This window comes from Agrobacterium sp. OT33 (assembly GCF_017313365.1).
Lineage (GTDB): Bacteria > Pseudomonadota > Alphaproteobacteria > Rhizobiales > Rhizobiaceae > Agrobacterium > Agrobacterium rhizogenes_A.
On the sequence record NZ_JAFLMZ010000003.1, the window covers coordinates 182,999 to 196,627 of the forward strand.

General features: G+C 59.8%; 10 protein-coding genes and 1 tRNA gene. 4 read left to right on the top strand and 7 right to left on the bottom strand.

What is annotated here, in order from left to right; all coding sequences use genetic code 11:
* Nucleotides 1–186: 186 nt before the first annotated feature.
* Entirely contained in the window at nucleotides 187–558 is a 372-nt protein-coding gene (locus JZX88_RS08430; RefSeq protein WP_065113813.1) for a hypothetical protein, read from the top strand.
* Nucleotides 559–706: 148 nt separating this feature from the next.
* On the opposite strand, the gene JZX88_RS08435 is transcribed toward JZX88_RS08430, so the two are convergent.
* Nucleotides 707–782: transfer RNA gene (locus JZX88_RS08435), tRNA-Ile, on the bottom strand.
* A gap of 180 nt (nucleotides 783–962) precedes the next feature.
* On the opposite strand from JZX88_RS08435, the gene JZX88_RS08440 reads away from it, so the two are divergent.
* The gene (locus tag JZX88_RS08440; protein WP_065113814.1) at nucleotides 963–1,706 is read left to right on the top strand and encodes an SIMPL domain-containing protein; all 744 of its coding nucleotides are present in this window, start codon (nucleotides 963–965) and stop codon (nucleotides 1,704–1,706) included.
* Between the two features lie 166 nt (nucleotides 1,707–1,872).
* Here JZX88_RS08440 and JZX88_RS08445 read toward each other — a convergent pair whose 3' ends face one another.
* Both JZX88_RS08445 and JZX88_RS08450 read right to left on the bottom strand, forming a co-directional pair.
* On the bottom strand, nucleotides 1,873–2,214 hold the full coding sequence (locus tag JZX88_RS08445; protein WP_065113815.1) for a hypothetical protein: 342 nt from the start codon (nucleotides 2,212–2,214) through the stop codon (nucleotides 1,873–1,875).
* Between the two features lie 150 nt (nucleotides 2,215–2,364).
* Nucleotides 2,365–2,787: a secondary thiamine-phosphate synthase enzyme YjbQ gene (locus tag JZX88_RS08450; RefSeq protein ID WP_174029898.1), complete on the bottom strand. Its 423-nt coding sequence runs from the start codon at nucleotides 2,785–2,787 to the stop codon at nucleotides 2,365–2,367.
* A 254-nt stretch (nucleotides 2,788–3,041) separates the two neighbouring features.
* Between JZX88_RS08450 and JZX88_RS08455 the strand changes: the two genes are divergently transcribed.
* Nucleotides 3,042–5,594, top strand: coding sequence for an HWE histidine kinase domain-containing protein (locus JZX88_RS08455; protein WP_206913266.1), 2,553 nt, complete (start codon nucleotides 3,042–3,044; stop codon nucleotides 5,592–5,594).
* A gap of 113 nt (nucleotides 5,595–5,707) precedes the next feature.
* Here JZX88_RS08455 and JZX88_RS08460 read toward each other — a convergent pair whose 3' ends face one another.
* The 4 genes from JZX88_RS08460 to JZX88_RS08475 all read right to left on the bottom strand — a co-directional run bounded on the left by JZX88_RS08460 (nucleotide 5,708) and on the right by JZX88_RS08475 (nucleotide 12,083).
* Complete coding sequence (locus JZX88_RS08460; RefSeq protein ID WP_206913267.1) at nucleotides 5,708–6,628, bottom strand: DUF930 domain-containing protein; 921 nt, start codon at nucleotides 6,626–6,628, stop codon at nucleotides 5,708–5,710.
* A 187-nt stretch (nucleotides 6,629–6,815) separates the two neighbouring features.
* The gene (gene rpoD, locus JZX88_RS08465) at nucleotides 6,816–8,870 is read right to left on the bottom strand and encodes an RNA polymerase sigma factor RpoD (RefSeq protein ID WP_065113818.1); all 2,055 of its coding nucleotides are present in this window, start codon (nucleotides 8,868–8,870) and stop codon (nucleotides 6,816–6,818) included.
* Between the two features lie 393 nt (nucleotides 8,871–9,263).
* Nucleotides 9,264–11,249, bottom strand: a complete 1,986-nt coding sequence (dnaG, locus tag JZX88_RS08470; protein WP_142857069.1) for a DNA primase — start codon at nucleotides 11,247–11,249, stop codon at nucleotides 9,264–9,266.
* Nucleotides 11,250–11,630: 381 nt separating this feature from the next.
* Nucleotides 11,631–12,083 carry a GatB/YqeY domain-containing protein gene (locus JZX88_RS08475; protein ID WP_065113820.1) on the bottom strand — a complete coding sequence of 151 codons (453 nt, stop codon included), beginning with the start codon at nucleotides 12,081–12,083 and terminating at the stop codon, nucleotides 11,631–11,633.
* Between the two features lie 335 nt (nucleotides 12,084–12,418).
* On the opposite strand from JZX88_RS08475, the gene carA reads away from it, so the two are divergent.
* Nucleotides 12,419–13,624: a glutamine-hydrolyzing carbamoyl-phosphate synthase small subunit gene (carA, locus tag JZX88_RS08480; protein WP_206913268.1), complete on the top strand. Its 1,206-nt coding sequence runs from the start codon at nucleotides 12,419–12,421 to the stop codon at nucleotides 13,622–13,624.
* Nucleotides 13,625–13,629 lie beyond the last annotated feature (5 nt).

The window sequence follows — 13,629 nt, forward strand, 5'->3', positions numbered from 1 at the left end:
CCCGGCCGACAACCGGGCTTTTTCATATCTGAAAACCCCGCCGCTCCGGACCCACCGAAACAAACGGCGCGCGAACAATATGAACCGCTCAAAAACGAAACATTCACAAACCGTTCAGCCGTCCCGTGCCATCATCCGGGCATAATGAGCCTCTATCTCCCAAAGCAGGCTTATGGAGTAGCCCCGATGAAAAAGATCATTCTTTCCACCCTTGCCGCGCTGGTTGCCACCGGCAGCGTCTTCGCATCCTACGGCACCGCCGCCGCACAGGATTATCCCTATCGTCCGCGCTACGACCGTGGTTATGATCGTGGCGGCCCGCCCCCGCCGCCCTACCGCGAACACCGCCGCCACAATGACGGTGCAGCAATCGCCGGCGGCCTCGCCGCAGGCGTCATCGGCGGCCTGATCGGCGGCGCCATCGCCAACAGCAACAACGGTCCCCGCTACTACGAGCCCCCGCCGCCGCCACGCCCGCGCTGCTGGTTCGAAGACCGCCGCGTTCCCAATTCCTATGACGGTGGCTGGCACACCGAAAGCATGCGGGTCTGCAACTGATCCCAAAATTCGCCGATCTGGTTTGCCATGGAAGCAGACCAGATCGCGCGACAGCGTCCCGATATTCTGCGCGTGAGCGCAGACCGCACGCCGAGCGGCACAGCTGCATTGTAAAAAACAGCCTAACAATCTGATTAAAAAAGAAAAATGGTGGGCCTGGAGAGACTCGAACTCCCAACCAAGCGGTTATGAGCCGCCGGCTCTAACCATTGAGCTACAGGCCCTTATCGGAACAGGTGATCCGAAACACCGGCTTCGCAATGGTTCGAATCCGGTGGGTCACGCTCTAACGTAATTTTTTGAGCCCGACAAGCCATTGATGCTTTCGCAAGGCGCCGCCGCCGTATTAGCTACACAATCTAAGGCAATACCCTCCAAAGGGACACAATCAACGAGGAAACACCATGAAGACAAAAACGGCCCGCCTTTTCGCACTCACCGCAATGACCGCAGCAGCTATGATGCCGCTTGCCGCCCAGGTGTCCGCACAGGAGGCTACCCCGCGCGAAGCCACCATCAGTGTTTCCGGTGAAGGCCAGGCGGCCATCGCCCCTGACATGGCGATCCTGTCGTTCAGCGTCGTCAAACAGGCGGAGACGGCGGCTGCGGCGCTTACGGAAAACTCCAAGGCACTCGCCGATGTTCTCAAAGCGCTGAAGGAGGCGGCCATCGAAGACCGCGACCTGCAGACCAGCAACTTCTCGGTGCAGCCGCTCTACAAGCATTATGAACCCAAGGACGGTGTCTATGTCGCCCCCGAGATCACCGGCTATCAGGTTTCCAACGGCCTGACCGTGCGGGTGCGCGACCTGAAGAAGCTCGGCACCATCCTCGATACCTCCGTTAAGCTCGGCATCAATCAGGGTGGCGATATCACCTTCACCAATGACAAGCCGGAAGCCACGGTGACCGAGGCCCGCAAGCAGGCTGTCGCCGATGCTCTTGCCAAGGCGAAGACGCTTACGGAAGCAGCTGGCGTAAAACTCGGCCGCGTCATCCAGATCAGCGAAAACATGCAGCGCCCGATGCCGGTGCCGCAGGGCATGATGCGCGCCTCGATGATGAAGGAAGCCGACAGCGTTCCGATCGCTTCGGGTGAGAACAGCTACAGCGTCGTGGTCAACGTCACCTTCGCGCTCGATCAGTAAGACCGGCGGGGGCGGCACCTCGGTGCCGCCTTCACCTCATCCGGGGTTTTCCACCATCGGCATCCATGCAAAATGAAATGCCCCTCGCCTGTCTTTGCGGGACAAGCGAGGGGCATTTTTATCCATCCGGCGGACGGGGATGTCACCGGACCGAATATTGTCCGCTTTAGCGGCGGATTACAGGGCAGCCGCGCTCATTGGCGAAGACGATGCGGTCGCGACCGCGACGGTCAAAACCGGCGACCACGACGCGGCGCGGCGACACATCAACCACGCGGGCACGGCGAAGACCCATGCGGCTTGCCTTTTCTTCCGCAAATCGCGGCGAGCAGCCAAAACGCGGGCGATCCGGACGTCCCCAGCCTCGGCCCCTGTCATGGCCGTATCCATCCTGAACCTGAACCCTGAACTGAACATCCGAACCGGCGGAGGCAGTGACAGCGGTGGCGGAAATTCCGCCGAGAGCGATGAGGGCGGCCAGACCGGCTTTTGCGAAGGTGTTGAACATGAACTCACTCCGTTTGTTTCTTCGCCGGCAGGGAATGTCCCCCGGCGATTGACGAGACCCTATCCCCGCCCGCCTGAACACCGACCGAACCGCATGTTCAGCCGAGGTTCATGGATATTAACGGGAAAACACCCCCTGCCTGACGAAAGATCAGGCCGAAATATGTAGCACGATTTCACGGCGATGCGGTCGGTCGCGATGTTCGAAAAGATAAAGCCCCTGCCACGTGCCAAGCGCAAGCCTGCCTTGGCCGATCGGCACGCCGATCGAAACCGTCGTCAGCGCCGACTTGATATGGGCGGGCATATCGTCGGGGCCTTCCAGCGTGTGGGTGACCCAGCGCATCGCGGCGTCGTCGGAGGGCGGCACGAGGCGGGAGAAAAACGTCATGAGATCGCGCCGCACATCCGGATCGGCATTTTCCTGGATAAGCAGGGAACAGGATGTGTGACGGACGAAGACGGTCAACAGACCTTCCTCCACGCCCGCCTGCCTCACGAAGCCCGTGGCTTCGGATGTGAATTCGTAAAGCCCCTGCCCGTGGGTGGCGATGGTTATCTTTTTCTGTGGCACAGTTTTTCTTTCAGACAATCCGGAACAAAATCGGCGCAACAATCGTTACACCGTGTCAAATTCTATCTGATGGCGATAGAGACAAGACAATAACGTGACGGCGGCCCGTAATATTGAAACGGAAAACCGGCGTCCCGGTTGCAAAAAACGGGGAAGGATTGGCAATCTCAGAATGAATTATTCAGGTTTTCCCATTCCCCCACAAACAGAATATTTTCAGCGCAAGACAGGCACAGGGTGCGAAAGACTAATTCATGGCATCCATTGACGACAACGTCGACCTGACCAATTGCGATCGCGAACCCATTCACATTCCAGGTTATATTCAACCGCACGGCTGTCTCATCGCCTGCGATAATGCCATGCGCATGGTTCTCAGGCATTCGCAAAACTGCCGCGACCTGTTGGGCATGGAGGGCGATATCAACGGCAGGACTGCCGAGGATGTGCTCGGCAAGGATCTGGTCCACGAGCTTCGCAATGCGCTGACCGTGACCGGGCGAACCACACGTCCGGCCATGCTGCCGGGCATGGAAACGAGCGATGGCCGCAAAGTCGATATTTCGCTCCACCGCTACAAATCCACCACGATCATCGAATTCGAGCCGTCGCGAAGCGAAACGCAACCGCTGGGTACCGCGCGCAAGATGGTGGACCGCATCCGCGAGGCGGACAGCGTCGAAAGCCTGATTTCAAGAACGACCCGACTGATAAAGGCGACTTTGGGATACGACCGGGTGATGATCTACCGTTTCGAGGATGACGGTGCAGGCAAGGTCGTGTCGGAAGCAAAGCAGCCGGAGCTGGAGAGTTTTCTCGGGCAATATTTCCCGGCCAGCGACATTCCCCAGCAGGCCCGCGCGCTTTATCTCAGAAATACGCTGCGCATCATCTCCGATGCCAGCGGCGCGCGTGTTCCCGTGCTGCCCGCCCTCGACGCTTCCGGAGAACCCCTCGATCTGTCCTTCGCGCATCTGCGCAGCGTCTCGCCCATCCATTGCGAATATCTTCGCAACATGGGGGTTGCCGCTTCGATGTCGATTTCAGTGATTGTCGATGGCGCCCTGTGGGGGCTGATCGCCTGTCACCACTATTCACCGCGCATCCTGACCATGCCGGTCAGGATCGCCGCCGAAATGTTCGGAGAGTTTTTCTCCATGCATTTGCAGGTTCTCAAGCAGAAACGCCGGCTCGATACCGTCAACCAGGCCCATGCCGCACTCGACCGCTTTCTGCGGCTTGCCGCCCATCACGCCAACATCGAAGAATTGCTGATCGACAGCTTCCAGGACTTCTCCGATCTCATGCCCTGCGATGGCGTCGGGCTCTGGGTCGGAGACAATTGGCACGGCCATGGGGCAACGCCGCCGCATGACGCCATTCCAAGGCTGACGCGTTTCGTCGCCTCGGCTTCGGAAGGAAAGGTCTGGGCCACCCATGCCCTTTCGCAGGCAATACCGGAAGCGGAAATTTATGCTGGCACCGCAGCCGGAATGCTCGCCATTCCCCTCTCCCAGGTCAAGAACGACTATCTGCTGTTTTTCCGCCGGGAGATCGTGCAGAATCTGAACTGGGCCGGCAATCCGGAAAAATCCTATGTGGCCGGTCCGCTGGGCGACCGCCTCACCCCGCGAAAGAGCTTTGCGATCTGGAAGGAAACCGTTCGCCAGCAGGCGCAGCCCTGGTCGGAAGCCGACCGGGAAATTGCCGAAGCAGCCAGAATCGCGCTCGTGGAGGTCGCTTTCCATCACAGCGAGCTGATGGCGGGCGAAAGGGAACGCGCGGAAGTGCGCCAGCGCATGCTGAACGAGGAACTCAACCACCGCGTCAAGAATGTTCTGGCCATCATCAAATCGCTGGTCGGCAATCCCTCGCAGGAGGGCAAGACCCTGCGGGAATATGTCACCGCACTGAAAGGCCGTATTCAGGCATTGTCCTTTGCCCATGACCAGATCATTCGCGGTGAAGGCGGCGGTGCGCTTCGCGATCTTCTGGATGCCGAGCTGTCGCCGCATCGCTCGCCGGAAACGGTTGTGAAACTGACCGGCCCGCAGGTGACGCTCGATTCGCGCGCTTTCTCCGTCATGGCTCTTGTTCTGCATGAGCTGGCGACGAACGCCGCCAAATACGGCGCGCTTTCGCAAAATGGCGGGCAATTGCATGTGCGCTGGACCATCAACGAGAACCGCGATTGCGAGATTGAGTGGCGCGAAATCCTGCCTACCAAACTGCCCCCGCCATCGCGCGCGGGCTTCGGCACGGCGCTCATCAGCCGCAGCATCCCATACGATCTCGGCGGACGCAGCACGATACACTATTTGCCTGATGGGCTGGAGGCGGAGATTCTCCTGCCCTCCCGTCACGTTTCCTCGGCCACGGCAGTCGCCGACACACAAACCGAAGACGAAACCGCGCCGCAGCCCAGACGCTATAACCGGGAGGAGCCGTTGAAAGTATTACTCGTCGAAGACCAGATGCTGATCGCCATGGATGTCGAGAACATGCTGGAAGACAACGGCATCAAGGCAATCGAAACGGCAACTTCGTCGGCAATGGCGATCGAAAAGCTGAAGACCTATGTGCCTGACGTCGCCATTCTCGACATCAATCTCGGCTCCGATACGTCGATCCCCGTCGCCCGGGAACTCCACCGCCGCGGCATCCCCTTCCTCTTCGCCACCGGTTATGCGGATGGCAGCATGGTGCCAAATGAATTCGGCGAGGTACCGGTGATCAGGAAGCCCTATGATGAAGATGCGCTGATGGCCGGGATTGGGATTTTGGTGGGTGATGCCGAGCGGGTATAGGCAGCAGGAATTGCGGCAGGGTTTAGTACCCCTCGCACCACCCATCTTCTCGGATCAAGCGCGATGCGGGCAGCCTTCACCGGCGGCCTGCCGCAAATTGAGAAGCCCCGCCCTTACTGAAACCTCGTAAAGCCCCGCTTTTTGGCCTCTCCCGGACTGACGACGTTCCCGATCTTGAAGCGGAATTCCGTCACGGCGTAGTTTTCCAGATCGACTTCGCACTGGAACGAGACGTCATGCCAGCCGTCACCCGTATTGAACGCACCGCCGGAAGCGTCAATCGAGTTCCCGGAAATCCTGCCTCCCGTATCCGAATAGGGAATCATGCCCCTGGCGGCAAAGCCCGCACCCTGAATTTGGGCCAGAGCTTCCGTGCTGCAAAGCTGCACGATGCGGCGGCGGGGCGGCAGGTCGCCGAACATCTGGCGCCTCTGGGCCGGAGAGAGCATGGACGAAGACAACAGGTGTTTGGCCGCCGGAAGTTTGACGGGTTTCTCTTCCGCCACTTCGGTAGGCTTTTCCTCGGCAGGTTTTGCCTGCGGCACGGGCGCCTGGTCCGGCTCAGCCTCCTCCCTGGCCGGTGAAACCGCGATTTCCCCCTGCTCGGCGGAAGCCTGAAGATCACTGTTGGCGGCGGAAGGGGCGGGCTTGTCCTCAACCGTCTCTTCAGGCGGGCTTGCCGGTTCCTCGGAGGGTTCGGTCTTTTCCGCCTCCTCCGTCTTCCCCGGCTTGTCCGCTGCGTCCGCCTGGGCCTCTTCCGGCCGCATGGCGATGGCGTGCAGCGTCGCCTGCGGCTGCTGTGTCGGTTTTGCTTCCTCCACCGGCGGGGTGGGTGGTGGTAGCGGAGGTTGCGGTTCTTCCTTTTTTGCTTCCTCCGCAGCGGGCGGCTTTGCTTCTTCCGCCTTTTTCTCTTCGGGCGGCGGCACAAGATCGACGCTGATGCTTTCCGGTTCCTGCGGTTCGGCTATTGTCGCCGGCAGCTCGAACAAGAAAAGCGCGACGACGGCAAGGTGCAACAGCACGGAGACGGGCACAGCCCACCCCTTCCACCGCCATCCGTTTGCCGAAACCTGTTGCATCTCATCGAACCTGAGCATTTCCCGAAAAAGCGGAATGCTTTGTTTTCACACATAAGGCTTGTCGCAGAGTTCGCCAGTGCGGGAAACAAAAAACCCGGCCAGAGCGAACTGACCGGGTTCAATTTTAAAGGAAGCGGAACGCTTAGCTGTCGAGGAAGCTGCGCAGCTTTCTCGAGCGGCTGGGATGCTTCAGCTTGCGCAGCGCCTTCGCCTCGATCTGGCGGATACGTTCGCGCGTGACCGAGAACTGCTGGCCGACTTCTTCCAGCGTATGGTCGGTGTTCATGCCAATGCCGAAGCGCATGCGCAGAACGCGCTCTTCACGCGGCGTCAGCGACGCCAGAACGCGGGTCGTCGTCTCGCGCAGGTTCGCCTGAATGGCGGCGTCGATCGGCAGCAGCGCGTTCTTGTCCTCGATGAAGTCACCGAGATGCGAATCCTCTTCGTCACCCACGGGGGTTTCGAGCGAGATCGGCTCCTTGGCGATTTTCAGAACCTTGCGCACCTTTTCCAGCGGCATGGCCAGCTTCTCGGCCAGCTCTTCCGGGGTCGGCTCGCGGCCGATCTCGTGCAGCATCTGGCGCGAGGTGCGGACGATCTTGTTGATCGTCTCGATCATGTGCACCGGAATACGGATCGTGCGGGCCTGGTCGGCGATCGAACGGGTGATTGCCTGCCTGATCCACCAGGTCGCATAGGTCGAGAACTTGTAACCGCGACGGTATTCGAACTTGTCGACCGCCTTCATCAGGCCGATATTGCCTTCCTGAATGAGATCGAGGAACTGCAGACCGCGGTTGGTGTATTTCTTCGCAATCGAGATCACCAGACGCAGGTTGGCCTCGACCATCTCCTTCTTGGCGATACGCGCTTCGCGCTCGCCCTTCTGCACCATCGAAACGATGCGGCGGAATTCGGCGATGGAAATGCCGGTTTCCGTCGAGAGGTTCTGGATTTCCTGACGGATTTCGCGGATCGTGTTGCTTTCTTCGCGGGCGAATTCCTTCCAGCCGCGGGCGGCCAGATTGGCAATCGACTTCATCCAGTTCGGATCGAGTTCCGCACCGTGGTACTGCTCAAGGAAGCTGTCGCGCTTGACGCCATAGGATTCGGCAAGACGCAGCAAGCGGCCTTCATTCTGCATCAGGCGCTTGGAAATGTCGTAAAGCTGCTCGACGAGGCTGTCGATACGGTTCTGGTTCAGCGACAGCGACTTGACGGCCGTGATCAGCTGATCCTTCAGTTCCTTGTACCGACGCTCCTGACCGGAGGACAGCGTACCCGTGCAGGCCAGACGCGCTTCCACCTGCTGGTCCTGAAGCTTGCGCAGCTTCTTGTAGGTGTCGGCAATGGTGTCGAGCGTTTCCATGACCTGCGGGCGCAGTTCGGCTTCCATCGCGGCAAGCGAAAGATTGGACTCGTCGTCGTCCTCTTCTTCCTCTTCCGGCGGCAGGCCGTCACCACCCACATCGGTCACATCGTCGTCACCGGTCGGCGCGCGCAGCTTGCGGGTCTTTTCCTTTTCTTCGGCGGCCTTGCGGTCGGCCTCGATCTTTTCCGGGCTCTGGAACTGCGGCGCGGCCTTGGCTTCCGGGCCGGAATAGGTGGTTTCGAGATCGATGATCTCGCGCAGCAGCGTCGTGCCTTCGTTCAGTTCGTCGCGCCAGATGATCAGCGCCTGGAACGTCAGCGGGCTTTCGCACAGGCCCGAAATCATCGTTTCGCGGCCGGCCTCGATGCGCTTGGCAATGGCGATTTCGCCTTCGCGCGACAGAAGCTCGACGGAACCCATTTCGCGCAGATACATGCGCACCGGGTCGTCGGTACGGTCGGTCGGTTCTTTCTTCTTGGCGGTCGCAAGCGCGGTGCCGCCGGAAGGGGCAAGTTCGCCGCCCTCGGAATCGTCACCGTCGGAATCGCTGTCGTCGTCGCTTGCCGCTGCTTCCTCGGCGTCCTCGTCCTCGATCACGTTGATGCCCATATCGGACAGCATCGCCATCGTGTCTTCGATCTGCTCGGAGGTCACCTCTTCGGACGGCAGGACGGAATTCAGCTCGTCCATCGTCACATAGCCGCGCTTCTTGGCGGCCTTGATCATTTTCTTGACCGCGTCATCCGAAAGGTCGAGAAGCGGGCCGTCCGTCGCACCGTCGCGTTCGTTTTCTGCTTCTTCGTTTTCTTTGACTTTGGTTGCCATTTATCTCGTCGCTTTCCCTGACGCTAACACCTGTTCCGCCGCATCGCCGTCCGCCCCTTGAGCATCCAGCGGTTTGCCGCGAATCACTGTCAGACACCTAACGGAGTGATCTTTAATTGCCGATTAACCACGGCAGCCTCAGGCAGAATGCAAAGACAGTGCACCCGGAAATGCTTGCTCATGCAATTTCTATCCGCCAAGGCTCATTCCACCTTACTTTTCCTGAAATGGTGATTCCCGCTATTTCCCCTCCCGTCAAGCCTTTGAGGGCGAGACAGCCAAGGAAATTCTTAAAAAGAGCCGCAATTTGCGGGTTATCACCAGACTATCCCCTATTTAGGACGCCTGCCGCAAAAGGCAACCCCAGACACCTTTCAATTCTGCCGACCATCCTCAGCCATGACCAAAGGCCGGCCCCTTCACCCGGCCGGACATGACCCCGAAACCGTCGATGATTGCCTCCTGATTTTCCATCCGGCCGATTTCCAGCTGCACTTCGGCCAATGCCCGCACCAGAAGCGTGCCGCGTTCGTCATCCGTCGCCTCGGCGATTTCCCGCTCCAGTTCGCGTTTCTGCCAGAGCAGGGATTTCGTTCTCTTGTGCAACGAAAGAGCCTGCACGTAACCCTCACGCGCATCCTCCATCGCCGCCTGCTCCGTCGCGGTCCACAAACGGGCGTTACGCACCTGCTGGTCCATGGCCTTCAAAAGTGCCTCGAACCCCTGTTGCGACAGCCGCTCGATGAGGCCTGCCCGCGAAATCTCCGCTGCACTTTCCGCCGCATAGGTCAGCACCGTCGACCACAGACGCTGCAGATCACGGTTCTCGTAATCGATGGCGGCGATCTCGTCATATTCCTCAAGCAGCAATTCGGGGTGGTTGACGATAGTGATGGCGAGAACGCTTTCCCGGAGCGAAGGCTTGGTCTGATAGCCCCTGACGAGACCCGATTGCGCCAGCCGGTCGGAAATACTGCTGGCCGGCGCCGCCATGGCCCCACCACGTCCCGGCGCATTGCGCTGAAAACCACGGCCCGTGGCCTGCGCACCATTACGGCGGAAGTTACCGCCCTGTGGCCCGCCCTGCTGAAAACGCGGCTGGAAAAAGCCGTTCAGCCTGTCGCGCATATCCTGCTGGTAAAAACGGCGCACCCCCTCGTCGCCGATCACGGCAACGATCTGCCGCAGCCGGCTTTCAAGCTGCGCACGTTTTTCCGGCGTATCGAAAGTGACGCCCGATGTCTCGCGGCTCCAGATCATCGCCGCAAGCGGCTTGGCTTCGGAAAGCACCCGATCAAACGGCGCACGCCCCTCCAGCCGCACGAGATCGTCCGGGTCCTTGCCGTCGGGCAGGAGCGCGAAGCTGACGGAGCGATCCGGCTTGATATGCGGCAAGGCGAGATCGGCCGCGCGGTTGGCGGCGCGAATGCCGGCACCGTCGCCATCAAAGCAGAGGATCGGCTGCGGTGACATTTTCCAGAGGAGATCGAGCTGGCTTTCCGTCAGCGCCGTGCCGAGCGGTGCGACGGCATTTTCCACACCCGCCTGATAGAGCGCGATGACATCCATATAACCTTCGACGGCGATGACCGAACCGCCAGCAGCCTGCGAGGCGCGGCGGGCGCGAGCGAAATTATAGAGAACATTGCCCTTGTGAAAGAGCTCTGTTTCGTTGGAGTTCAGATATTTCGCCACTGCATCCGCCGCCATGGCGCGGCCGCCGAAAGCGATCACCTTTTCCCGCGAAGACAGGATCGGGAACATGATGCGGTCGCGGAACCGGTCATAGGAGACGGGCACGTTTTCATGCACCACCAGCCCGCAGGCTTCCATCTGCTCCCTGGACACGCCCTTGCTCGCCAAATGTTCCTTCAGCGCGTTGCGGCTGTCAGGCGCATAACCCAGCCGGAAGGTCTCGATGGTGCGCCCGGTCAGCCCGCGATCGCGCAGGTAAGCCCGCGCCCGCGCACCAAGCGCCGTCTGCAACTGATCCTGAAAGAACAGCGTCGCCATTTCCATGACGTCCTGAAGCGAAGTCCTCTCCCGCTCGCGCTTCTCCGCCTGCGGATCCGGCTGGGGCATGGAAATGCCGGCCATATCGGCGATCTGCTGCACGGCTTCCGGAAAACTCAGGCCCTCAAGCTCGGTCAGAAAGCGGAAGTGATCGCCGGAAACACCGCAACCGAAACAATGATACCGCCCCTTGCGATCCTCGCAGTGGAAGCTCGGACTTTTTTCGCCATGGAACGGGCAGCAGGCCCAATAATCCCCGCGCGACGTGTTGGTCTTCTTCTTGTCCCAGGACACACGTCGACCGATCACATCGGAGATGTGCACGCGGTCGCGTATCTCATCGAGGAAAGAATTGGAAAAGCGCATGGGTTACCTATTCGAGGCCAGTCTTTCATATAAGCGCGGAAAGAGGCCAGCACAAAACTTAAAGAACAGGAATACCCGATATTCACAGGCCACGACGGCGAAATCACATCGCCATTGCGCTCGCTTCGGGCAAATTTATGGCACCGCAGCATCACCGAAAATTATGTTTTTGTAATTTGAGCCGGCCGCAGCGGCGATGTAAAAACATAAACGAAGGCAGCAATTGACCTCCGTATAATCTGCCGACGCCCGCAGGCACGTCCCCCGAAAAAAGCCTGTGAAGGATCGCATTTTGATCCGCCGGAATGCGTTTTCGTCGGCAGAAAAAAGGCAGGGCAGCCCACATCTGCCCTGCCTTTACTTTTTTAAGGATGCCCGAACCTACTTCAGCAAATCCTTGACGACGCCGGAGGCCTTGGCGAAATCGATCTGGCCGGGATAACGCTCCTTCAGCGTGTTCATGCACTTGCCCATGTCACGCAGGCCAGAGGCGCCGGTCTCGGCGATGACGGCCTGGCACAGTTCGCGCACCTTCTCGGCCGGGATTTCTTCCGGCATGAATTCCTTGATGATGACGATTTCCTCGCGCTCCTGCGCGGCAAGCTCGGGACGGCCGGCACCTTCATAGATGCTGGCGGATTCTTCCCGCTGCTTCACCATCTTGGTCAGGATCTGCATGATATCCTCATCGCTGACGGGGTCCTTGCCCACGCCGCGATTGGCGATATCGCGATCCTTGATGGCCGTCTGGATGAGACGCACGGTCGAGGTGCGGCGTGCATCACGAGCCTTCAATGCGTCCTTCAAAGCGTTTGCGAACGTGTCGCGCATCATTTTTCTTCTCCTTGGGAAAGCGCTTTCCGCAGCGTCCTGATACGGAAACTTTCCACCTCATTTTGCGAAACGACATAAACGAGCAGACACACTCAAGCAAATCAAATGCATAAGACCTTGAAAATACGGTGGTTTAATTCCGCGTAAATCTTGGCCCTGCGGTTGACCGCTTGGGCTGCTTTCGTTATTTTCCGGCACCTGCACGAGATTTTAACGAAGGGTCGGAACGCGAGCTTTATCGCGCGCCCCTTTATGTCACGAAGCCTGCGACAAAAATGGCCCCTTACCCCCTGCCTTTCAAGAGGCGGGGTGCGAAGCGGCAGAAACGGAACGAGATGACCGAGACAGCGCCCTGGACTACCCGCAAATCGACCGCAATGCTTGTTCTTGCCGATGGCACGGTCATTGAAGGAACGGGCATTGGCGCAACCGGCAAGGTTCAGGCCGAAGTCTGCTTCAATACGGCACTGACGGGTTACGAGGAAATCCTCACCGACCCATCCTATCTCGGCCAGATCGTCACCTTCACCTTCCCGCATATCGGCAATGTCGGCACCAATGAGGAAGACATCGAAGACCTGACACCCGCCGCCCGCCGCGGCGCCGTCGGCGTCATCTTCAAGGCCGATATCACCGACCCTTCGAACTTCCGCGCCGTCAAGCATCTGGATGCCTGGCTGAAGGCTCGCGGCGTCATCGGCCTTTGCGGCATCGATACGCGCGCGCTGACGGCATGGATCCGCGAAAACGGCGCACCGAACGCGGTGATCGCCCATGATCCGAACGGCGTCTTCGACATCGAGGCGCTGAAGGCGGAAGCCAAGGCCTGGAGCGGCCTCGTCGGCCTCGACCTCGCCATCGAAGCCACCTCCGGCCAGTCCTCCACCTGGGCTGAAACGCCGTGGGTCTGGAACAAGGGTTACGGCACGCTCGGCGAAGCCAATGCCAAGTACCACGTCGTCTGCGTCGATTTCGGCGTCAAGCGCAACATCCTGCGCCTCTTCGCGGGTCTCGATTGCAAGGTGACGGTGGTTCCGGCCCAGACGTCGGCCGAAGATATCCTGGCGCTGAAGCCGGATGGCGTGTTCCTCTCCAACGGTCCGGGAGACCCGGCCGCGACCGGCGAATATGCCGTGCCGGTCATCCAGAACCTCATCAAGAGCGAGCTGCCGATCTTCGGCATCTGCCTCGGCCACCAGATGCTCGGTCTCGCCGTTGGCGCAAAGACCGAAAAGATGCATCAGGGCCACCACGGCGCCAACCATCCGGTCAAGGACTTCACGACCGGCAAGGTGGAAATCGTCTCGATGAACCACGGTTTTGCCGTCGATACCAAATCGCTGCCCGAGGGCGTCGAGGAGACCCATATCTCGCTGTTCGATGGCACCAATTGCGGCCTGCGCATCGTCGGCAAGCCGGTCTTCTCCGTCCAGCACCATCCGGAAGCATCGCCCGGCCCGCAGGACAGCCACTATCTCTTCCGCCGCTTCGTCAACCTGCTGCGCGAAAGACAAGGTGAGGCAGCGCTCGCCGAGCGCTGATACCT